This window comes from Mesorhizobium sp. P2_F7, assembly GCF_056403695.1.
The window spans coordinates 797372-817003 of record NZ_JBFUFA010000004.1 but is presented as its reverse complement, the minus strand read 5'-3'; the positions used below and the strand labels follow the sequence as shown (position 1 = coordinate 817003).

Here is a 19632-nt window from a genome sequence, read left to right as displayed (position 1 = left end):
CTGAAGGGCAAACCTATGGCATCTGTGGCATTTCTCGGTCTTGGCGTGATGGGCTATCCCATGGCCGGGCACCTCAGGAACAAAGGCGGCCACGACGTCACCGTCTACAACCGCACCGTGGCGAAAGCCGAGCAATGGGTTGCCCAGCATGGTGGCAAGCTTGCTTTGACGCCGGCTGAGGCGGCGCAAGGCCAGGATTTCGTCTTCTCCTGCGTCGGCAATGACGACGATTTGCGCTCGGTGACCACAGGCCCCAAGGGCGCCTTTTCCGCGATGAAAAAAGGCTCCGTGTTCATCGACAACACCACGGCTTCGGCCGAGGTGGCACGCGAACTGGCCGAAGCGGCGCTAAAGGCCGGCTTCTCCTTCCTCGACGCGCCGGTCTCCGGCGGCCAGGCGGGCGCGGAAAACGGCGTGCTGACGGTGATGGTCGGCGGTGAGCAGGACGCGTTCGACAAGGCAAGGCCCGTGATCGACGCCTTTGCCCGCATGGTCGGGCTGATGGGGCCATCGGGCGCCGGCCAACTCACCAAGATGATCAACCAGATCACCATTGCCGGGCTGGTGCAGGGACTGGCTGAAGGCATCCATTTCGGCAAGAAGGCCGGGCTCGACATCGAAAAGGTGATCGAGGTGATCTCCAAGGGTGCGGCCGGTTCCTGGCAGATGGAGAACCGCCATAAGACGATGAATGCCGGCAAATATGATTTCGGCTTTGCCGTCGACTGGATGCGCAAGGATCTCGGCATCTGCCTCGATGAAGCCGACCGCAACGGCGCCAGGCTGCCGGTGACAGCGCTTGTCGACCAGTTCTACAAGGACGTGCAGGCGATGGGCGGCAAGCGCTGGGATACGTCGTCCTTGCTGGCGCGCCTGGAAAAATAGATGGCCGAGCTCTCGCCCCAATCCAGCGCCAACGACATCGTCGCGCATTTGCGGTCGATCGGCTCGGAAGACAATCGCCGCGGCATGCTGCGCTATGGCATCAAGATCGAGCGGGCGCTCGGCATTTCGCATGGCATGCAGCGGCAGATTGCCAAAAAGATCAAGCGCAACCACGAGCGAGCGTTCGAGCTCTGGCAGACCGGCATCATGGAGGCGCAATTCATCGCTTCCGTCACCGCCGACCCGAAGCGCTTCACCGCCGCGGATGCAAGGCAGTGGGCGGCGTCCTTCGATTCCTGGGATATCGTCGACGGCGTCTCCGATCTCTTCGTCGACACCGACGCCTGGATGGAGCTGATCGAGGAATTCGCGGCCGACGAGCGGGAGTTCGTTCGACGCACGGCTTTTGCCATGATGGCCTGGTCCGTCGTGCACCGGAAGCAAGAGCCGGTAGCGACCTTTCTCGGCTTCCTGCCGATCATCGAAGCGCATGCCACCGACAGCCGCAATTTCGTGAAGAAGGCGGTAAACTGGGCGCTTCGTTCGATCGGCAAGCGCTCGATGGAGATGCACGCTGCTGCCCTTGCCACGGCGCAGAAGCTCGCTATGTCCCCAGACAAGACAGCGCGCTGGATCGGCAAGGACGCAGTGCGGGAACTGAGCAATGCCAAGACGCTCGAGCGGATCGCCGCCAGAAAAGCCTGACCTGGCCAACATCCGGTTCACCGCGGTGACGCGAAAGACGCGCGCCGATTTCGAGGGCCTCTTCGAAGCGCAGGGCGGTCCGAAATATTGCTGGTGCATGGCCTGGCGGCCCCTGCCCGGCCGCCGCGAGCATGTCCAGCACGCTGAACTGAAACAGGCCATGATGGCGCTCGTCGAGGCCGGCACGCCGGTTGGCATTCTTGCCGAGCTCGACGGCAAGACCGTCGGCTGGTGCTCGGTCGCGCCGCGCCAGACCTATCGCAAGCTGTCGTTGCGACAGGACGATAGCGACACCGGCGTCTGGTCGATCGTTTGCTTCTATGTGCCGAGGGCGCGGCGCGGCGGCGGTCTGGCGGCAGCGCTGCTTGACGCTGCCATAGATCACGCCTTTGCCAAGGGCGCCAAGACGATCGAGGCCTACCCCATCGACCCGGCATCGCCGAGCTACCGTTTCATGGGATTTCGCGACATGTTCACCGCTCGCGGGTTCCATGAGATCGGCATGGCCGGCTCTCGCAGACATGTGATGCGGCTCGAGCGTTGACGCCATCGGCGACGGCGTCTTTACTTCAGCACAAAGGAAGCGGCCGATGATGAGCAGATATCTCCAACCGACCTTGGCACTTGCAACCGTGTTGTTGGCATCCAGTGCCTTCAATGCTTCGGCCCAGACCGCGCATATCTTCTGGAAGGATCTGCGCCCGGCGACGCAAGCTGTGGCCGAAGACGCCAATCTGCCGATGATTGCGGCAAAACTGCCCGATCATGGCGAGACACTGTCGCTCAATCTGCAGGACAAGACGATACAATTATCCGGCTATGCATTGCCGGTCGACCGCGACGGCGACCTCGTCTACCAGTTCCTGCTGGTGCCGTGGACCGGCGCCTGCAGTCACATGCCGACGCCGCCGCCGAACCAGATCGTGCTGGTCACGCCGGCCCATCCCTACAAGATGTCGGAAGCCTATGAGGCGGTTGCCGTCACCGGCGCCTTGCGGCCCGGCATGGAGAAGAGCCAGCTTTTCATTCTCGACGGCGTCAGCATCATCCAGTCCGGCTATACGGTGCGCAAGGCCGAAGTGGCGGCTGTCGACAACGTGCCGGACGCAATCACCCTGCCGGTCAATTCGCCGTGGACTTTCCTCAACAAAAAGAAGAACTAAGCGCCAAAGCATCGCGTTCCAGCGTTAGCTGCTGGGCCTTTGCTTAAGTCCGTTGCAATTCTAAACGCAAGGCGTAGGCTTCGTGTGCGTTAGAGGCATTTCGACAAATGAACATGACGACCGTGAAGGAATGGTACCTCGCTCTGCTGTCAAAACTGCTGAGCAGGGAGATCAAGACCATAACCAACGGCCACCTCTTGTGGGTGGCCGCAATATTTTACAGCTTCCTGTTAAACGTGTTTGTTTTCCCTAAACATCACGAAAACTTACATCTTGTTTACGCGGCGATAGGGTACCTCGTGATCATGATCCCTCTCGGCGTCGCCTTGGAGTTGTTTAGAAAGTCGCCGTCGTGATGGCTACTTCCCCTCACGCAGCGTTGGCGCCAGATTCCTTGTCCAGCACCATGTAGTCCAGCGGCATTTCGGTCGTGTACTTGATCTGCTCCATGGCAAAGGACGACGACACGTCGCGGATCTCGATCTTGGCGATCAGCCGCTTGTAGAAGGCGTCATAGGCAGCGATGTCCGGCACCACCACGCGCAGGAGATAATCGACGTCGCCGCTCATGCGATAGAACTCGACCACTTCCGGAAATTCCTGGATGACTTCCGAGAAGCGGCGCAGCCATTCATGGCTGTGCGAATTGGTGCGGATCGACACGAAGACGGTGACGCGCACATTGACCTTTTCGTGGTCGAGGATGGCGACACGCCGCTTGATGACGCCCTCTTCCTCGAGCTTCTGGATGCGGCGCCAGCACGGCGTCGTCGACAGGCCGACTTTCTTGGCGACATCGGCAACGGCGAGCGTCGCGTCCTCCTGCAGGAGGCGGAGAATTTTTCTGTCGAGGCGATCCATTGAGGTGCTCCCTGGTGCAGGCCGCGTTCCCTGAGGCGCGGCGCGCTTTGGGAATAGATTGGCTATACTCCCTCTTATTTCGGCCTTTCACAAGAAAGAAATTCTGCCGAATGGCACAAAAGCGAGTGATATCTTGCTTAAAGCTTAAGCAATCCGATAGCGGATTTCCGATCTCAGGAACGGCAGCAAATCCATTTCAAACCATGGATTCTGTTTCAGCCACCCCGAATTGCGCCATGACGGATGCGGCAGCGGCAGCACTTTCGGGCTGGCCTGCTTAGCCCAGATCGTCCGCCAGTCCCTCACGGTTTCGGTCAACGACGGCCGCCGCGCTTCACCCATATGCCAGGACTGCGCGTAGGAGCCGATCGTCAGAACGAGATCGATCTGCGGCATCAGCGCCATCAGTTGCGCGCGCCAGGCCGGCGCGCATTCGCGGCGCGGCGGCAGGTCGCCGCCCTTGGCATCCTGGCCGGGAAAGCAAAAACCCATCGGCACGATGGCGAATTTGTCCGTGTTGTAGAATTCCTCAGCGCTGACCGCCAACCAGCTTCGCAACCGATCGCCGGACGCGTCGGTGAACGGCATGCCGGACAGATGCACCTTGGTGCCCGGCGCCTGGCCGGCAAGCAGGATGCGCGCGCTGGATGACGGCAGCAGCACCGGGCGCGGTTCATGCGGCAGCGGCCGTCCCAGAGGATTGTCGACGCAGATGCGGCAGGCGCGGACCGTTGCCGTCAGGTGTTCGAGTTCTGCCTCCATCTCAGGCGGAAGCGCTCGGCCGACTGGTGACGGCGCCGTACCAGCGCCGCACGTTTATGCACTCGTCTGGTACCTTGATGCGCGCCGGTTTCATGAAATCCATGGCGATCATCCCGGTGATGTCGGCGATCGAATAGGCATCGCCGGCGGCGAATTCCCGCTTCGCCAGCTCAGCGTCGAGCAGATGCAGGAATTCGACCGCTTTCGCCTTGTTGGCCTCGCCCCATTCGGGGATCTGCGGAATTTCCCACTCCTTCATCGCCGGATGGATGTGACGAAAGGCCTGTGCGACGCAGCTGAGCAGGTTGAGCTCCATGCGCCGTTGCCACATCTCGACCTGCGCCTTGCCGAGAGCACCTTGCCCGAACATCGCCGGCGCGGGGTGCAACTCCTCAAAATAGCGGCAGATGGCGACGGATTCGGTAAGGATGATGCCATCGTCAAGCTCGAGCACCGGCAGGCGCTGCAGCGGGTTGCGTGAGCTGACCGGCTCCTGTTTGTGCCCCATGGCACCCATGTCGACCGGCACCAGCGGCACCTCGATGCCTTTCTCGGCGAGGAAGACCCGGACACGCCGCGGATTGGGGGCGCGGCCACCGTCGAACAGTTTCATTTCTAATCTCCCGACTTTGCCCGCAGGCCTCCAACTATAGGACATGGCGCGCTCCTCACCAGAAGCGAAAGATTTCGCGCACGGCGTCACCGAGCGACGCCAACGTGCCGTGCCGTCTTTCCACCGGCCCGTCATGATGGCTTTCGCGCCAGTCCTGCGGCTGGTCGAACGTGCCGGCCCAGATGCCGGCCTTGCCGGCGCGGGCAATGGCCTGCTCGGTCTCGAAATCGCCATAGGCAATGGCCCAGCCGGCCTCGACCTGGGCGCGGTTCAAATCCTTGCCGCCGGCCTTGCAGTCGCCGAGCAGGCGGCCGTAACGATCGCGCTGCCAGCCGCTGCAGGTCACCGGATTGCCTGATATCAGCCGCACCAGCGCCTGCCGCGCCAGCCTGCCGCAGGCATAGTCGGCGCCGTCCTTGCGGCAGATCTGCTGGTATTCCGGAGCATCGATGCCGCGCATGCGGATGCGTTCAGTGCCAAGGGTGAGCGAATCGCCGTCATTGACGATCGCGCTCCCTTCAGCCTTGCGCGTCTCGAAGCGGTCGAGGCGTGCGGCGAGCAGGATCAGCAGGCCGAGCAGGATGATCGTCAGCGCGTAATCCAGCAGCTTGCGCCACAGGCTTCGCGGTGGCGGTGGATAGTATCGCCGGCGCGGCCTCGGCGACCACGAACGGCTCATATGGCAAACAGTCTCTTAATCATTCGAACGTAGCTTAACGAATTGAGATCGCTGCGCGCATAAATCGAAGTTTCCATGCCTCTGCTACGCTCGAACACAGCGGATAAATTCATTGTGGACCGCAGGAAACCGCACCGCAACAGCGATGTGGCGCGCGCGGTGCGCAGAACGCGCGACCGTCTTTCGCAACAGGTAGGCAATCTCGACTTCGACCGCGAGTTTCTGAAGCTGCATGCGCGAGCCATGGTGGGAGGTGCGACCGTAATTCCACTGCTGGTGCTGGCGATCGCGGCGACCGGGCTTCTGGCGGGCATGGACAAGCAGATCAGCATCTGGGCGCTGTTCACGCTGACCTGCTACTCGATCGTCGCCTTCATGGCGCGGCGCGTCGAACGCACCGATGCGGCCGAACTCGACCCTGTTCGGACCCGGCGGGATTTTCTGATCGGCCATTCGCTGTGCGGCCTCGGCTGGGCCTGGTTCGCCTGGCTCGGCTGCGCCACCTGCCAGATCGATTATTTTCCGGTGATCAAGGCGATGGTGCTGCTGCTGGCGATGGCGGCGACCGCCATTACGGCGTCGTCCCTGCGCGGCTCGTTGCTCGCCACCTTCGTCATTCCGGTGGCGGTCTATGCCTATGCCGAATCCAAACTGTGGATGTCGGTCGAGACGATGATGGTCGCACTGCTGGTCGCGGCGCTGCCGTTCTTCGCCTACGTCGCGCGCCATCTCAACCAGTCGTCGCTGATGCTGTTGTCGTTCCGCTCCGAAAAGGATGCGCTGATCGCCGAGGTCGAAACGGCGAAATCGATGTCGGACGAAGCCCGCCGGCGGGCCGAAGAGGCCAATCTGGCGAAGTCGCGCTTTCTCGCCTCGATGAGCCATGAGCTGAGAACGCCGCTCAACGCCATTCTCGGTTTTTCCGAGGTGATGGCCAATGAGGTGCTGGGGCCGATGAGCAACCCCACCTATCGCGACTACGCCCGCGACGTGCACGATTCCGGCCAGCACCTGCTCGACCTGATCAACGAGATCCTCGACCTGTCGCGCATCGAGGCCGGCCGCTACCAGCTCAACGAGGAGCCGGTGATGCTGCTCAACATCGCCGAAGATTGCTGCCACATGATGGAGTTGAAGGCGCGCAACAAGGACATCCGCATCGTCCAGGATTTCGAAAGCGCCTTGCCGCGCCTGTTTGCCGACGAGCGCGCGGTGCGGCAGATCACGCTCAACCTTTTGTCCAACGCCATAAAATTCACCGCCACCGGCGGCGAAGTTCGTGTGCGCGTTGGCTGGACGGCGGGCGGCGGCCAATACATTTCGGTCAAGGACAATGGGCCGGGCATACCGGACGACGAAATTCCGATCGTGCTGTCCGCCTTTGGCCAGGGTTCGATCGCCATCAAGAGTGCGGAACAGGGCACCGGGCTCGGGCTGCCGATCGTGCAGGGCCTGCTCGCCATGCATGGCGGCGAATTCGAGCTTCATTCCCAACTGCGCGTCGGCACCGAAGCGATCGCCATCTTCCCGCTCGCCCGAGTGATGGAGGAGTTGCCGGCGCTGCCAACCAAGGCGGTGGTGGCCCGCCGGCGTTGAGGGCCTGTTTTAGGCTTTGACCGCGAGGGCCATGCCCGAGCTGGTGAGCGCGGCGGCCTTGACCAGGCCGGCGGCAAGGGCGGCCCCTACCCCCTCGCCGTGGCTGACTCCGAGATCGAACAGCGGAATGAGGCCGAGCCGCCCGGCGGCACGCCTTTGGCCGGGCTCCGGCGACAGGCTGGCCAGCAGGCAGTGATCGAGCGCGGCGGGATTGGCGACGTGCAGCACGGCCGCCGCGGCGGTCGCGGCAAAGCCGTCGAGCAGCACCGGGATTTTTTGCATCCGGGCGGCGAGGATGGCGCCGGCAATGGCAGCGAATTCGCGGCCACCGACCCTGCGCAACGCTTCCAGTGGGTCTTTCAGAGCTGCACCGTGGAAGGCGAGCGCGGAATCGACCACCTTGGCTTTGCGCGCCTGCATCGCCGCATCGGCGCCCGAGCCGGGACCGACCCAGTCGCCGCCGCTGCCACCGAACAAGGCCGCGCACAAGGCGGCCGCGACGGTGGAATTGCCGACGCCGAGATCGCCGAGGCAGATCAGATCGGCGCCGCCGGCGATCGCTTCCATGCCGAAGGCCATGGTCGCGGCGCAGCCGCGTTCGTCGAGGGCCGCGTCCTCGGTGATATCGGCGGTCGCGATGTGCAGCGCCAGGTCAAACACCTTCAGGCCGAGATCGTTGGCGATGCAGACCTGGTTGATCGCGGCACCGCCGGCAGCGCAAAGCTCGACGGCATTGGCGGTCGCCGCCACGGTGCGCGGCGAAATGCCGTGACGGATGACGCCATGATTGCCGGCGAAAATCGCCACCAGGGGCCGGTTCACCGCCGGTGGCGCGCGTCCGCTCCAGGCGGCAAGCCAGGCCGCGATGTCCTCGATGCGGCCGAGCGAACCCGCCGGCTTGTCGGCCCTGGCAAACAGCGTGCGCACGCGCGCCTCGGCCGCCTCGTCAGCTGGCGGCAGATTCGCCAGCAGATCGCGGAAATCGTCGAAAGGCAGTGCGCTGGTCATGGCCTCGGTGCTCGTCTCTTGGGTTGAAAGCGGCATAGCCGCCTTGCCCGGCCCGCACAACCATCAAGCCACAACCATCGGGTCGTGCCGCAAAAACGGCTGCCGGCGGCGAAATCCGAAGGGCTTGCATTGGCTTTGCCGTTGCACCATGTGGAAGCGAGACAAGGGATTCCGCAAAGGGATCTCCAAGAGAACATCATGACGGCAATCGAATCTCCGTGCATCCTGGTCTGTTCGATCGACATGAAAACCGGCTTCTGCTTCGGGTGCGGCCGCACGCGCGATGAAATCGGCGCCTGGATGGGCATGACGCCGGAAACCCGACGCGACGTCATGGCAAAATTGCCTGCTCGGCTGGAAACGGTCGAGCGCCGGTCGCGCCGGGAAACACGCCGCACCCGCATGGCGCGCGAGCGCGACGTCCTCTCGTGAAACGGCAGGTCCAATGAACCGACTGTTCTGGATCGTGATGGCGGCAATCGGCATCACGGTGGTGCTGCTGATGATCAACAACGACGCCGGCAGCACGTTCGGCATCGAGAATTATGATTTCAGTCGGCTGGTCTGGCTGGGCGCGATCGGCGTGCTGGTCGGCGCCGGCCTGATCCGATCCGGCAGGCCGCTCGGCGCCATGGCCCGCAATCTCGGCACCTGGGCCGTGATCGTGCTGGCGCTCATCGCCGGCTACCAGTACCGCTACGAGTTGCAGGATTTCGCCAGCCGGGTGACGGCGGGCCTCGTTCCCGGCAGCCCGCTCGCGCTCGGCATCGAGGACGGCCATGCCACCGTGACCCTGGACAAGGCCGACAGCGGCCATTTCGAAGCCCGCATCACCGTCAATGGCGCGTCGATCCGCACCGTGGTCGACACCGGCGCGACCAGCACGGTGCTGACGGCCGAAGACGCGCAAGCGGCAGGCTTCAACCCGGCAGCGCTGAGCTTCACCGTCCCGGTCTCGACCGCCAACGGCATGGCGCGCGCGGCTTCGGTGAGGACCGACGAACTGGCGATCGGAGGCATCGTGCGCAAGAACATGCAGGTCATGGTCGCCGCACCGGGAGCACTCAGCCAGAGCCTGCTCGGCATGAATTTTATTGGCTCGCTTTCGGGTTTCGACGTGCGCGGCGACCGGATGATTTTGCGGGATTGAAAGCGCGCTTAGGCGGCCTGTTCGGTGCGGCCGAACTCGACAGCCGCGAAAGCAGCCTTCAACACGTCCGGCCCGGCACCGGGTTTCGTCGCATCCGTCGACAGAATCTGCCGGAAGCGGCGCGCGCCGGGCAGACCGTGGAACAGCCCAACCATGTGGCGGGTGACGTGGCCGAGCCGGCCGCCCTGCTCGATATGCCGCGCGGCGTAATCCGCCATCGCGTCGATCAGCGCGGCGAAATCGAATGCGCCGGATTTATCCCCATAAAACGCTGCATCGACGCCGGCCAGAATGCCCGGCGTGTGGTAGGCGGCGCGGCCAAGCATGGCGCCGTCGACATGGTCGAGGTGGCGAGCAGCCTCCTCGAGCGATTGAATTCCGCCATTGATGCCAATGAATTTATTCTGTTTTCCGGCTTTGAGACGATAGACCCTGTCATAGTCGAGCGGCGGGATGTCGCGATTTTCCTTCGGGCTCAGTCCCTCCAGCCAGGCCTTGCGGGCATGCACCCAGAGCGCGTCGGCGCCAGCCGCGAACACGCCATTGGCCAGCGCATCGAGCGCGAGCTCGGGGTCCTGCTCGTCGACGCCGATGCGGCATTTGACCGTCACCGGGATCTTCACTGCGGCCTTCATCGCCGCCACGCTACCGGCGACGAGGTCAGGCACCTTCATCAGGCAAGCGCCGAACGTGCCCGACTGGACGCGGTCCGAGGGGCAGCCGACATTGAGATTGACCTCGTCATAACCGAAGCCCTCGCCGATGCGCGCCGCCTCGGCCAGCTTTTGCGGATCGGAGCCGCCGAGCTGCAGCGCGACCGGATGTTCGGTGGCGTCGAAGCCAAGCAGCCGCTCGCGCGCGCCATGGATGACGGCGTCCGCCACCACCATTTCGGTATAAAGCAGCGCGCGTCGCGTCAGCTGGCGATGGAAGAACCGGCAATGCCGGTCCGTCCAGTCCATCATGGGTGCCACGGCCAGTCTATGATCTTGATTTTTCAGCATTTTTTCTTTAACATCAAATCGTTAGAACCTGCCAAGTGCACACGAATTTACGCCAGAATACGACCCTTTTCGCCACGTTTCGATCTCTCAGTGCACACGGAGCGCACACGAAAAAATGGCCACCTACACAAAGCTCTCGTCCGGTTCCTGGCGCGTCCAAGTCCGTCGCAAAGGTCGCTACGTCAGCGAGACCTTCCTGCGCCGAGACGACGCACGGCGCTGGGCGACCGAAACCGAGCGCCAAGTCGATCGCGGTGAGACGCCGACCAAGTCCCGTATAGCGCGCCTGAAAACTTTCGGCGAACTCATCGACCTTCATATCGACGACATGTGCGATGTAGGCAAGTCCCCTCGCCGCTCCAAGGCAGCAGCCCTCGATATGCTCCAAAGACATCTGGGGAAGTGCAACATCGCGGCTCTCGATCGCGAACGGCTCATTCGTTTTGGGCGCGACCGGGCCGCCCAAGGTGCCGGACCGATGACGCTCGGCATCGACATCGGCTTTGTAAAACTCATTCTGGCTCATGCCGCTGCAGTGCACGGCCTGCCCGTCAAGGTCGAACCGATTGATCTCGCGCGTATCGCCCTAAAGAGGCTTGGCCTCGTTGGGAAAGGCAATCAGCGCGACAGGAGGCCGACCCAGGATGAACTCGACAGGCTCATCGCCCACTTCGAAGCAAATCCTCGTCAAATAGCGCCGGTTGGCCAGATAATACGTTTCGCAGTCGCAACCGCGATGCGCCAGGAGGAAATCTGCAAGGCGCTGTGGTCCGACATGGACGCCCGTACGCGGATGCTTCTCATCCGTGACCGGAAAGACCCGCGAAACAAAAACGGGAACAATCAGCGCATACCGCTATTCGCGGCAACTGGATACGATGCATGGGCCATTGTCGAGGACCGATTGGCCAAGCGAAGCAGTGACGATGATCGAATTTTCCCATTCAATCATAGGTCAGTCGGCACCGCCTTCCGTCTAGGGTGCGCTGACCTGGACATCCACGACCTTCATTTTCATGATTTGCGGCACGAAGGAACGAGTCGCCTTTTCGAAGCTGGGTTCACGATTGAACAGGTCGCGCTGGTCACAGGGCACAAGGATTGGAAGATGTTGCGGCGCTATACGCACCTAAAGCCGGAAATGCTTCACACTGTCCAAGCGGCGAAGGCTGCATAGTTGACGCGAGTGGGAGTATCAGTCCGATATTTCGGGCGGCGTTGAACGCCTCCGATGGATGGTTGCGGTTACGATCGTGCACCTACCTTCGGTCCGGCCGCATCTACGATGGTCCCAGTGAACTGCGTTCGTGACGTCAAGACGGTCTCGTCGGAAGTAATTGTCGAACAGGAGCTGGGCGGGAAGGCATCTGGAGCGCGCCGGGGGCAAAGCCCCAGGCATCGTCTTTAACGAAAGAAGGCAGCCGTAGGAGCGTCAGCATAGCGCCGCTGAAGGCGGGACGCGGGACCGACTGCAACGACGAGACCGGTTAAAAGGGCAGCCGCAGGAGCGTCAGCATAGCGCCGCCAAAAGGCGGGACGCGGGATCGACGGCCCCCGGCGAGGAGTGCCATATGTATGGCACATATGCAGGCTTTGTTCAGGCTGCCTTCTCGACTCGAGCGTAGCTCATACATTCGGTGACAAAGTCATCCGTTTCAGCATCGGACAGCGTTTCAAAGACCACGCCTCCTCCGAGGCGATTCAGCGCCTTCATGAATTCACGGAAATTTCTCTCGGCATCGGTGATCCAGGGGTCAGATTTCATGGCACGCAGAACAGCGCCAGCGATCCGGCGACGGCTCGTCATCCAGATGCGTTCTACAAAGTTGCTCCGAATATCGGCGGTCGTCAGGATCAGGGAGAGAGCCCCGTCGATATCATCAGGTGAACAGATGCGTGCGATCTGATGGTTCCACCAGAGCCGCGAGATGGCATGGTCGTCACGAACACCGGTCTGCGTCGGCGCGAAGAAGTGATCGACAATCAGCGCCTCGTGGCGCTCCGGCGCAGCGTCGGAAAGCCAGCGTGCCCGGCAGTAATCGATGGTCTCGACATGGGAGAGCCGAACCCAGACGCGCTCTTCGTTTGCAGCCGAAGGTGTAAGGTTCGCCAGCGCCTCACCGACGATTTTCGAATTGATGAGGTCGATGCTCGCGATGTTTCGCGGCTGCGACAGATCGAGCGTGGCGAGCTTTTTCGCATCATAATCAAAGCCGAGCGGAATATCCCACGCCGGATGGTCGGCCAGGTCCGCGAAGCCTGATGTAAGGTAGCGATCAATATTCTCGCCGACATCGGAGCGAAGCTTCTCAAGCGCCCTATCCGAAAGATACTTCAGTGGCGTCATCCCAAACTCTCCATCATGCTGATTGTCCGGTTGAGCGGCGCGCGCAGAAGCTTTTGCGAAAGCTCAAGAGCCGAGACGCCCTGGTCAGACGGGTCGACCGCAAGATCATCGCACTTGGCCTTGAAAACCCTGAACCATTTCCTGCCCTGAAAGCTGTCCGGTTGGACCTGCAGGCGGCAGATCACGTCCATCACGGCAGGCATGTAGACAGCGTTCAGAAGGAGGTTCGGGCCAAGTTTGAGATCGCGCATCTGTGCGATTGACTTGAAGGTCGCGCCTTCTGCGGAGATGGTGATGTGGTCCTGATCGGCATCGACCGCAATGGTTCCGGGAGCGACGCCGGCATCTTCTTCGAGCCGGAAGATCGTCTCGAAGGGCTTGTATTTTTTCTGATCGATCGAGAACTGGAAATCGGGGCCGATCGCGATCACGGCGCCTTTCATGATCGTCACGGCCTCGCCAAACTCGTCGTCAAACAGCGGGCTGGAATAGTCCTCGATCTTCTCAAGCGTCCAGACGACGGGCCGAATGTTGACCGTGCCGAAAAGCTGCGACATGTCGAAAAACTTCTCGGCTTTCCCGGTGGGCGCTTCCTGCAAGGTGTTGAAGTATGTCCTCCGACAGATCAGGAAATATCCGGTTGCGGCCTTCTGGCTTTTGATCAGATCGGCCAGGTCGGGATTCGTGATCTGAAAATCTGATTCCAGGCGCATTTCGCCGCCAGCGGTGATGTTTTGCTGAAATGAGCATCTGAATTCGCCGGTGACATAGTCACTGGAATATTCGCTCAGGACCGGGTGCGGGAACCGCATGAAATGGTCGAGCTTCATGCTGCGGTCTCCTCTTCTTCCTCTTCCTCTTCATCATCACTATCAATTCGGAAAGCATTGAGTTCAATCGGCCCGACATAAGGGACGTCGAAATCAACATCGAGAATGATGCGCTGGCCTTTCGTAGCGGAAATGATGACCTCACCATTTTTGACATCGCCCTGTGCGGCGCTGACGATCGAAAGTTCCTCCGGAGAATTAAGCCCCGACGCTTCCACGCCGACATTGAGGTTGCCTGTAACGGGTGACGTGAAGAACAGTCTGCGCTTCTTCGTGTTGAGGCCGTCGGCCATGACGTTGCGCTCGTTCTGCAGATCGATGGGCTCTGCGACCTTGCGCGGACGGGGAACAGGCCCTGGCTGTGGTGGAACCGGGTCGGGATTCGGGTCCGGGTTGGGGTCCGGCTCCGGACCGGGGCCAATGTCGATGTTCTCGCCTCTGGGCTGGCGTTTCTTCTTTCTCGGCTTTGGCGGTGAAATTTTCACCGCGGTTGGCTGGAGGGCACGGGGGTTTGTTTCGGGGCCCGCTTCGTCTTCAGTGCGGGTTTCGTCCGAGGCGAAGAAATCGTTCAGCTCATCCAGTTCCATTGAGGATGTTGGTTCTGACCGGGCAAGTTCACGGATCGTCTGCCTGACCTGGCTTGCAAGATCTTCAAAGGCGGCCTGCCCTTTTTCGCGCATAGCCGGATCTGTGATGCGTTCTGCCGACAGGTCATCATGACTGGGGTTTTCCAGTCGCTTGAACCACTCCCCTTCGGCATCACCGGCCGGTTCGATAATGACGGCAAACTCGCGGTGAAGTGGAAATCGCTTGAACGGCTCGCCGAAGTTTCCGAGGTTGTCCGTGATGTACATGCCATTCCGGACTACGCCGATTGTGTAGCTAAGATTTTCGCGCAGCAGGATACGAAGGTGCACATCACCAACTCCCTTGACGTGCAGGGTCCGCAAGATTGTCCTGTCATCAACAAGACAGGCATGGAGCAACCGCGCGGCATCGAACACGGAGCGCGCCTTCATCTGGTCGACAGCTTTGTTGACCTCGGGGTCAGTGAACAGCGCTTCAATCGTGCTCCTGTTGATTTTCAGGAAGCCGTGATCGATCTCGAACTCCATTTCCCGGCGCTGAATTGCGCAAAAGAAGTTGATGAGCAGGGCGGCGGCCATTTCATAGCGCCAGTCCGCGCGGTTCTCCCGCACGCACACTGAGAAGATAGATGTTCCCTGGCTGTCACGAAGGAGCCATCCGGGAAGTTCTGCGGCGTTTTCGAGAGGCATGAATTCTTTTTTTAGACCCCAGTAGCCTTTGCGGCGTCTTTCCTGCCCGTCTTCTCCCTTGTGCGAGATGAACTGGGTCTTGCCCATGCACAGGACATGATCGCCTGTGTCATCGCTGTAGCGTGTCGAGATGAAGGCCGTCTGGATTTCTGACAGTGCGGAAGCAGCGCTCTTGCCGATACCGAAAGACCCCCCTGCATTGATGTTTTCTTTCACACTCATGCCGTCGGATTTGGCGAGCGTGTGGAAGGGACGCCCTTCAACGCACGGACCCCTGACACCGCGCGTGTTGAAATCCGAAATCCGCATGATCTTGATATCTCGCGCCGACAGCGCCTTCACGGCTTGGTTGAAGAATCCGATATCCTTTTCGTTGCCACCGGCCTTGCTCTTGGCGAGGCAGCGGGACGCTGCCTTCCTGTAATCCTCGATTGACGGAAAATCCGACGACGGGACCGTGATCTCATCGAACGTCATCTTCACCGGCTGTGAAACATCATTGCGCGCATCGCGGCTGTTCTGACCGGTCTCGCGGGCAACGGCCGCAAACGGCTTGTCGCGGAATGTTTCGATTCCGGCATCGCCCAGACCTTCGGCTTCCCCGCCGATATTCGGCAGGAACTCCAGTCCAATTCTAAATGCATCTTCAGAAGTGGTCATAGACGGAATTCTCCGCCGGCACTATCGCCGTCCTTGGTGAACCGGCCCTTCGCATTGTCGAGCGCCTTTTGCAGCGCTGCGAAAATTTTCCGGACATCCGCCTCGGTAAAATCATAGGCAGCCTTGTTGGAAAGGTTGCCGATCAGTTGCAGGTCCTTGAGCGCCTTTCCGACGCGGGCCTCTGCCAAATTCACAAATTTTTGTCGCTTGTCACGCATATTTTGCCTCCATCTTTTACCGGATGTAGGAAATTACCATCAGAACTTCAACACATTTTTCATTTTGCGTTCGTACATTTTCAAAATGTGTGCGATCTGAGTTGCTACTGCATTGATACCGCACGATTTCAGGCTCCCGCAACGATTGTTCCCTGAATGGAAGTCCGGGCCAGTACGGCGGGACGCCGGCGGTATCCGCAATTTTGCTGGTCTACCAATAGCCCATTGAATCTTTTGTGGATTTCGTCTCCGTTCCCTCTTGTTCTTTTTTTGTTCTTCTGACACCATGTCATGAATCCACCCAGCGAATCGCGCTGAAGAAAGGGACCTCATGACATCGTTTTCGGATTTGCGCCTGCAGGCCGGCCTAACCATCCGCGAAACTGCCCGGCAACTGGGCTATACGGAACGCCAGATTTACCGGTTCGAGGCCGGCGAAGCAGAACCACGCAAGGGAACGCTGGATTTTCTGCGCTTGAAGGCACCGTCGAGGGCAGCCTCGTCAGACTTCACTTTTATTGATTTGTTCGCCGGAATTGGCGGTTTCCGCCGCGCCTTTGAGCCTGCCGGCGGACGCTGCGTCTTCACTTCTGAATGGGACCGGTTTTCCCAAGAGACCTATCGCGCAAACTACGCCATTGATCACCATCTGGCTGGCGATATCACCGTTATCGATGAAGCTGACATCCCTGCTCATGATGTTCTCCTCGCAGGATTTCCATGCCAGCCCTTCTCGCTCGCTGGTGTTTCGAAGAAAAATTCGCTGAACCGTCCGCACGGATTCCAGTGCGATGTTCAGGGCAACCTCTTCTTTGATATCGCGCGCATTATCCAGCATCACAGGCCGAAGGCATTCCTGCTGGAAAATGTGAAGAACCTGAAGAGTCATGACCAAGGTCGCACGTTCGACATCATCATGAAGACGCTTACCGAGGACCTTAGCTATCACGTCCAGACCAGGATCATCGATGCACGCAGCTTTGTGCCCCAGCATCGCGAGCGCATATTTATTGTCGGGTTCCGTGACGAAACTGATTTTGATTTCTTAAAGCTCCAACTGCCTCAGGCGAGACCCACGCTCGCCTCTATCCTTCATCCTGAAGACAGGAGTGAACTTTCAGATGAGAAATATACGACCGGTCCCAAGGGCAAGGTCATGGACCGTTACACGCTCTCGGATCATCTCTGGGGTTATCTGCAGGCCTATGCTGAAAAGCATCGCGTTGCAGGGAACGGCTTCGGCTTCGGTCTTTTCGGGCCCGCTGATGTCGCACGCACATTGTCTGCACGATATCACAAGGACGGCTCTGAAATCCTGATCGCCCAGAAGCGTAAAAATCCCCGGAGGCTCACGCCGCGCGAATGCGCGCGCCTGATGGGCTTCGAGAGCCCGGGGAGCGATCCTTTCAATATTGTCGTTTCTGACACGCAGGCTTATCGCCAGTTTGGAAACGCTGTGGTGGCGCCTGTCGTCGAAGCGGTGGCAAAGCACATGCTCCCCTACATACTCGCACAGAGCGATGCTGAAACAGCTATGGAGAAGGTTCGCGAAGTTGCCTGATGTCGTCGATCCGCTGACACGTAGCCGGATGATGTCCGGCATTCGGGCTGTAAACACGCAGCCCGAGCTCGCGATCCGTCGCGGTCTTCATGCCAGAGGCTTCCGGTTTCGGCTGCATGCGAACGACGTTCCGGGAACACCGGATCTTGTGCTCCCGCGGTGGCGGGCTGCTGTCTTTGTCCACGGCTGTTTCTGGCATGGCCACGACTGCCACCTGTTCAAGATGCCTTCAACTCGCCCCGAATTCTGGAGCGCGAAGATTGAACGAAATCAGAAACGGGACGAGATAGTGCGAAGTCAGCTTCAGGAATCCGGATGGAGGTTCCTGGTGATCTGGGAGTGCGCCCTGAAAGGGCGGACCAGGCTCGACTTCAGCGAGTTGATTGATCGCTCTGCTACCTGGCTGCGCGGCAGCGCGGCCAATGGCGAGATCGCGGGAACCGCATGAGTAAACAGACAGAATTCACCTTTGAGCAGCCATCTACCGATGCAGACCTCCTGCGCTCGCTGCTTGAGCGCGCTGACCAGGTGCTCGTCAAGAAGCTCTCAAACAATGACCGCAACTGGGCTCGCAAAAAGCTGGACGCCGAAGGTAACCCTTTCCCCGGCGGCAAGACCATGAACAACCAGGCAGGCCCATATATGCCTGCTGAGACCCGTAAGAGCGATTTCTTCCCGCCTCTGGAGCGGATGGTGCGCACCGACGGAAAGACCGCCGAAATCTGGCGTCGTGATATCACCACGACGTGGCCGCAGATCGACAACGAGCGCAAGGAAAGTCGCCTTGTGTGGTACACAAGCAAGAGTGCAGAGACGCACCTGACCGGCCTGCCGAAGGCCGTCTTCAGGGACCTGCTGCCAGCATCGTTCCTGGTTATGGGCCGCCTCACGTACAACGATGGTTACGTCTATGAGTGCCTTGCTATCGATTCCGACAGTGACGAGGCGCAGCTCCTCGCCACCCTGTTCGAGATCAATGCCGATTTTGTCTCCGGCCTGTTTGAACCCGCCGCCCTGCAGGCAAAAGAGCGCGACCGCGTTCTCGATTTTGCGGATCAGGTGATCGCGGCCTGGCTTGCCGGTACCATAGAGAGCTTCGCCAGCGAGAATGCGTCCATGCCTTCCACGCTGGTGCTCGCACAAATGGCACACGGTGAATTTCTCAAAAAGCACGGCATCGACAGGATAGACCCTTTTGTGCTTGAGAATCCCGGAGATGTCTTGCGCGAAATCAGTCGCAGCATTGAATGGGAGCTCTTTCGGGAATTCCAGAGACGTGAGCGCTCTGTTGAGCTGGTCCGGATAATTTTGGGAAATGCCCCGCGCAAGTTTTCACCCTCGGACCTGATCCGGGCTCTTGTGGATGAGTTTCCGCGCGTTGATGCGCTGATGCTTTCGGCCGCCCAGCAGCGGAAATCGCGTGCTGGCTATTCGTACGAGCATCATATCGAGGCGATGTTAAAAGGCGGAGCTATCCCGTTCGAGAAGCAAGTCATCATAGAGGCGAAAAAACGGCCGGATTTCATCCTCCCCTCGCTGAAATTCATGAACAGCGCAAAGGAGACTGCGGCGACCGGCTTGATTTTGAGCGCCAAGACGACGCTACGCGAACGCTGGAAGCAGGTCGAGCGTGAGATGGGCGGTCATCGGCGCTTGTTCCTTACTACGGTCGATGAGAACATTGCCGGCAACGCCATCGAGGACATGGCCTCATTTGGCGTTCACCTGGTGATCCCCGAAAGTCTCAAAGAGTCCAAGCTCTCCGAATATAAGGGCTACAGCAACGTATTGGGCTTTCGGGAATTCTGCGACAGCCACATCAAACCTCATTTGCCCGCCTGGAAAAACTGACTTGTAAAAGGGTTCAGGTCCTAACCCCCTGCCCTTCGGCAAGAATGGGGCTGCAAGCGGAAAGAGCCTTCGGGGGGAGCCGGCTGCAGGGAGCGCAGCGACCGAAGCTGGGCGGAAGGCACTTGGAGCGCGCAGGGGCAAAGCCTCAAGAACATGACGAGCATCCGGGTCGCCACGATTTCCAAGTTGATGCGTCAATCTTCAGAACTGCTGACCTTGCGCCTCTGATCTAATCCGGTTTGAAGTTCGTTCTGGCCCATAGAGAGGACCAGGACATGAGACGCAGCCGCTACGCGCATAAAGAAGGGCCTTGACCAAACTGCTGGGCTTCGCGACTTGATCAGTTCGCCGGGCCTGCGGGCTTCATCTCCGCTCCCTTATGGCCTCGCGGCAATTAAAAGTGGTGGCGAGTCACCGCTACCTGCCAAGCGCGACCGTCGCGTCAACCGGTTGCGGTTCGAC

22 protein-coding genes are annotated in these 19632 nt (G+C 60.2%); 12 read left to right on the top strand and 10 right to left on the bottom strand.

Translation table 11 applies throughout. From position 1 onward, the window contains the following. Positions 1–15 precede the first annotated feature (15 nt). From AC1DZ8_RS18055 to AC1DZ8_RS18035, 5 genes are all read left to right on the top strand, one after another. On the top strand, positions 16–885 hold the full coding sequence (locus AC1DZ8_RS18055) for an NAD(P)-dependent oxidoreductase (RefSeq protein WP_477309760.1): 870 nt from the start codon (positions 16–18) through the stop codon (positions 883–885). Further along, on the top strand, positions 886–1590 hold the full coding sequence (locus AC1DZ8_RS18050) for a DNA alkylation repair protein (protein WP_477401332.1): 705 nt from the start codon (positions 886–888) through the stop codon (positions 1588–1590). Beyond that, positions 1550–2134, top strand: a complete 585-nt coding sequence (locus AC1DZ8_RS18045) for a GNAT family N-acetyltransferase (protein WP_477309762.1) — start codon at positions 1550–1552, stop codon at positions 2132–2134. Before AC1DZ8_RS18050 ends, AC1DZ8_RS18045 begins: the two co-directional genes overlap by 41 nt. 49 nt (positions 2135–2183) lie before the next feature. Continuing rightward, positions 2184–2753: a DUF3299 domain-containing protein gene (locus AC1DZ8_RS18040; RefSeq protein ID WP_477309763.1), complete on the top strand. Its 570-nt coding sequence runs from the start codon at positions 2184–2186 to the stop codon at positions 2751–2753. Between the two features lie 107 nt (positions 2754–2860). Beyond that, positions 2861–3109 carry a hypothetical protein gene (locus AC1DZ8_RS18035; RefSeq protein ID WP_477309764.1) on the top strand — a complete coding sequence of 83 codons (249 nt, stop codon included), beginning with the start codon at positions 2861–2863 and terminating at the stop codon, positions 3107–3109. Positions 3110–3122: 13 nt separating this feature from the next. Here the strand turns inward: AC1DZ8_RS18035 and AC1DZ8_RS18030 are convergent, their stop codons facing one another. From AC1DZ8_RS18030 to AC1DZ8_RS18015, 4 genes are all read right to left on the bottom strand, one after another. Beyond that, the gene (locus AC1DZ8_RS18030) at positions 3123–3614 is read right to left on the bottom strand and encodes an Lrp/AsnC family transcriptional regulator (protein ID WP_006333679.1); all 492 of its coding nucleotides are present in this window, start codon (positions 3612–3614) and stop codon (positions 3123–3125) included. 144 nt (positions 3615–3758) lie between these two features. Beyond that, positions 3759–4376 (bottom strand): uracil-DNA glycosylase family protein, encoded by a 618-nt coding sequence (locus tag AC1DZ8_RS18025; protein ID WP_477309765.1) that lies wholly within the window; start codon positions 4374–4376, stop codon positions 3759–3761. Between the two features lies 1 nt (position 4377). Next, the gene (locus tag AC1DZ8_RS18020; protein ID WP_477309766.1) at positions 4378–4989 is read right to left on the bottom strand and encodes a glutathione S-transferase; all 612 of its coding nucleotides are present in this window, start codon (positions 4987–4989) and stop codon (positions 4378–4380) included. Positions 4990–5044: 55 nt separating this feature from the next. Then, positions 5045–5668: a thermonuclease family protein gene (locus AC1DZ8_RS18015; protein WP_477309767.1), complete on the bottom strand. Its 624-nt coding sequence runs from the start codon at positions 5666–5668 to the stop codon at positions 5045–5047. Positions 5669–5743: 75 nt separating this feature from the next. On the opposite strand from AC1DZ8_RS18015, the gene AC1DZ8_RS18010 reads away from it, so the two are divergent. Continuing rightward, positions 5744–7264 (top strand): sensor histidine kinase, encoded by a 1521-nt coding sequence (locus AC1DZ8_RS18010; protein ID WP_477309768.1) that lies wholly within the window; start codon positions 5744–5746, stop codon positions 7262–7264. A gap of 9 nt (positions 7265–7273) precedes the next feature. On the opposite strand, the gene AC1DZ8_RS18005 is transcribed toward AC1DZ8_RS18010, so the two are convergent. Further along, complete coding sequence (locus AC1DZ8_RS18005) at positions 7274–8272, bottom strand: nicotinate-nucleotide--dimethylbenzimidazole phosphoribosyltransferase (protein WP_477309769.1); 999 nt, start codon at positions 8270–8272, stop codon at positions 7274–7276. A gap of 198 nt (positions 8273–8470) precedes the next feature. Here AC1DZ8_RS18005 and AC1DZ8_RS18000 point away from each other — a divergent pair, with 198 nt between their 5' ends. Then, positions 8471–8704: a DUF1289 domain-containing protein gene (locus tag AC1DZ8_RS18000; protein ID WP_477309770.1), complete on the top strand. Its 234-nt coding sequence runs from the start codon at positions 8471–8473 to the stop codon at positions 8702–8704. Between the two features lie 13 nt (positions 8705–8717). Then, positions 8718–9422: a TIGR02281 family clan AA aspartic protease gene (locus AC1DZ8_RS17995; protein ID WP_477309771.1), complete on the top strand. Its 705-nt coding sequence runs from the start codon at positions 8718–8720 to the stop codon at positions 9420–9422. 8 nt (positions 9423–9430) lie between these two features. Here AC1DZ8_RS17995 and dusA read toward each other — a convergent pair whose 3' ends face one another. Further along, positions 9431–10426 carry a tRNA dihydrouridine(20/20a) synthase DusA gene (dusA, locus tag AC1DZ8_RS17990; RefSeq protein ID WP_477401328.1) on the bottom strand — a complete coding sequence of 332 codons (996 nt, stop codon included), beginning with the start codon at positions 10424–10426 and terminating at the stop codon, positions 9431–9433. Between the two features lie 115 nt (positions 10427–10541). Between dusA and AC1DZ8_RS17985 the strand changes: the two genes are divergently transcribed. Continuing rightward, entirely contained in the window at positions 10542–11603 is a 1062-nt protein-coding gene (locus AC1DZ8_RS17985) for a site-specific integrase (protein WP_477307116.1), read from the top strand. 420 nt (positions 11604–12023) lie between these two features. Here the strand turns inward: AC1DZ8_RS17985 and AC1DZ8_RS17980 are convergent, their stop codons facing one another. From AC1DZ8_RS17980 to AC1DZ8_RS17965, 4 genes are read right to left on the bottom strand one after another with little or no spacing between them, the layout of a single operon-like run. Then, entirely contained in the window at positions 12024–12773 is a 750-nt protein-coding gene (locus AC1DZ8_RS17980; RefSeq protein WP_477307114.1) for a DUF6339 family protein, read from the bottom strand. After that, positions 12770–13603, bottom strand: coding sequence for a hypothetical protein (locus tag AC1DZ8_RS17975; RefSeq protein ID WP_477307112.1), 834 nt, complete (start codon positions 13601–13603; stop codon positions 12770–12772). Before AC1DZ8_RS17975 ends, AC1DZ8_RS17980 begins: the two co-directional genes overlap by 4 nt. After that, positions 13600–15540 carry a hypothetical protein gene (locus AC1DZ8_RS17970; RefSeq protein WP_477307110.1) on the bottom strand — a complete coding sequence of 647 codons (1941 nt, stop codon included), beginning with the start codon at positions 15538–15540 and terminating at the stop codon, positions 13600–13602. The genes AC1DZ8_RS17975 and AC1DZ8_RS17970 overlap by 4 nt, the downstream gene beginning before the upstream one ends. Then, complete coding sequence (locus AC1DZ8_RS17965; RefSeq protein ID WP_477307108.1) at positions 15537–15758, bottom strand: hypothetical protein; 222 nt, start codon at positions 15756–15758, stop codon at positions 15537–15539. The genes AC1DZ8_RS17970 and AC1DZ8_RS17965 overlap by 4 nt, the downstream gene beginning before the upstream one ends. Positions 15759–16089: 331 nt before the next feature. Between AC1DZ8_RS17965 and dcm the strand changes: the two genes are divergently transcribed. The 3 genes from dcm to AC1DZ8_RS17950 are packed head-to-tail and all read left to right on the top strand — an operon-like array spanning position 16090 to position 19170. Further along, positions 16090–17319: a DNA (cytosine-5-)-methyltransferase gene (gene dcm / locus AC1DZ8_RS17960; protein WP_477401325.1), complete on the top strand. Its 1230-nt coding sequence runs from the start codon at positions 16090–16092 to the stop codon at positions 17317–17319. Beyond that, positions 17312–17767 (top strand): very short patch repair endonuclease, encoded by a 456-nt coding sequence (locus AC1DZ8_RS17955; protein ID WP_477307104.1) that lies wholly within the window; start codon positions 17312–17314, stop codon positions 17765–17767. The genes dcm and AC1DZ8_RS17955 overlap by 8 nt, the downstream gene beginning before the upstream one ends. After that, the gene (locus tag AC1DZ8_RS17950) at positions 17764–19170 is read left to right on the top strand and encodes a type II restriction endonuclease (RefSeq protein ID WP_477307102.1); all 1407 of its coding nucleotides are present in this window, start codon (positions 17764–17766) and stop codon (positions 19168–19170) included. The genes AC1DZ8_RS17955 and AC1DZ8_RS17950 overlap by 4 nt, the downstream gene beginning before the upstream one ends. The last annotated feature ends 462 nt before the right edge of the window (positions 19171–19632 follow it).

Excerpts from the sequence above, each read along its gene's own strand:
- AC1DZ8_RS17965 (WP_477307108.1), bottom strand. The coding sequence starts at position 15,758 with ATGCGTGACAAGCGACAAAAATTTGTGAATTTGGCAGAGGCCCGCGTC.
- AC1DZ8_RS17970 (WP_477307110.1), bottom strand. The coding sequence starts at position 15,540 with ATGACCACTTCTGAAGATGCATTTAGAATTGGACTGGAGTTCCTGCCG.
- AC1DZ8_RS17995 (WP_477309771.1), top strand. The coding sequence starts at position 8,718 with ATGAACCGACTGTTCTGGATCGTGATGGCGGCAATCGGCATCACGGTG.
- AC1DZ8_RS18015 (WP_477309767.1), bottom strand. The coding sequence starts at position 5,668 with ATGAGCCGTTCGTGGTCGCCGAGGCCGCGCCGGCGATACTATCCACCG.
- AC1DZ8_RS18010 (WP_477309768.1), top strand. The coding sequence starts at position 5,744 with ATGCCTCTGCTACGCTCGAACACAGCGGATAAATTCATTGTGGACCGC.
- AC1DZ8_RS18055 (WP_477309760.1), top strand. The coding sequence starts at position 16 with ATGGCATCTGTGGCATTTCTCGGTCTTGGCGTGATGGGCTATCCCATG.
- dusA (WP_477401328.1), bottom strand. The coding sequence starts at position 10,426 with ATGCTGAAAAATCAAGATCATAGACTGGCCGTGGCACCCATGATGGAC.
- AC1DZ8_RS17980 (WP_477307114.1), bottom strand. The coding sequence starts at position 12,773 with ATGACGCCACTGAAGTATCTTTCGGATAGGGCGCTTGAGAAGCTTCGC.
- AC1DZ8_RS18050 (WP_477401332.1), top strand. The coding sequence starts at position 886 with ATGGCCGAGCTCTCGCCCCAATCCAGCGCCAACGACATCGTCGCGCAT.
- AC1DZ8_RS18000 (WP_477309770.1), top strand. The coding sequence starts at position 8,471 with ATGACGGCAATCGAATCTCCGTGCATCCTGGTCTGTTCGATCGACATG.
- AC1DZ8_RS18040 (WP_477309763.1), top strand. The coding sequence starts at position 2,184 with ATGAGCAGATATCTCCAACCGACCTTGGCACTTGCAACCGTGTTGTTG.
- AC1DZ8_RS18045 (WP_477309762.1), top strand. The coding sequence starts at position 1,550 with ATGCCAAGACGCTCGAGCGGATCGCCGCCAGAAAAGCCTGACCTGGCC.
- AC1DZ8_RS17985 (WP_477307116.1), top strand. The coding sequence starts at position 10,542 with ATGGCCACCTACACAAAGCTCTCGTCCGGTTCCTGGCGCGTCCAAGTC.
- AC1DZ8_RS18035 (WP_477309764.1), top strand. The coding sequence starts at position 2,861 with ATGAACATGACGACCGTGAAGGAATGGTACCTCGCTCTGCTGTCAAAA.
- AC1DZ8_RS18030 (WP_006333679.1), bottom strand. The coding sequence starts at position 3,614 with ATGGATCGCCTCGACAGAAAAATTCTCCGCCTCCTGCAGGAGGACGCG.
- AC1DZ8_RS17975 (WP_477307112.1), bottom strand. The coding sequence starts at position 13,603 with ATGAAGCTCGACCATTTCATGCGGTTCCCGCACCCGGTCCTGAGCGAA.
- AC1DZ8_RS18020 (WP_477309766.1), bottom strand. The coding sequence starts at position 4,989 with ATGAAACTGTTCGACGGTGGCCGCGCCCCCAATCCGCGGCGTGTCCGG.
- AC1DZ8_RS18005 (WP_477309769.1), bottom strand. The coding sequence starts at position 8,272 with ATGACCAGCGCACTGCCTTTCGACGATTTCCGCGATCTGCTGGCGAAT.
- AC1DZ8_RS17950 (WP_477307102.1), top strand. The coding sequence starts at position 17,764 with ATGAGTAAACAGACAGAATTCACCTTTGAGCAGCCATCTACCGATGCA.
- dcm (WP_477401325.1), top strand. The coding sequence starts at position 16,090 with ATGACATCGTTTTCGGATTTGCGCCTGCAGGCCGGCCTAACCATCCGC.
- AC1DZ8_RS18025 (WP_477309765.1), bottom strand. The coding sequence starts at position 4,376 with ATGGAGGCAGAACTCGAACACCTGACGGCAACGGTCCGCGCCTGCCGC.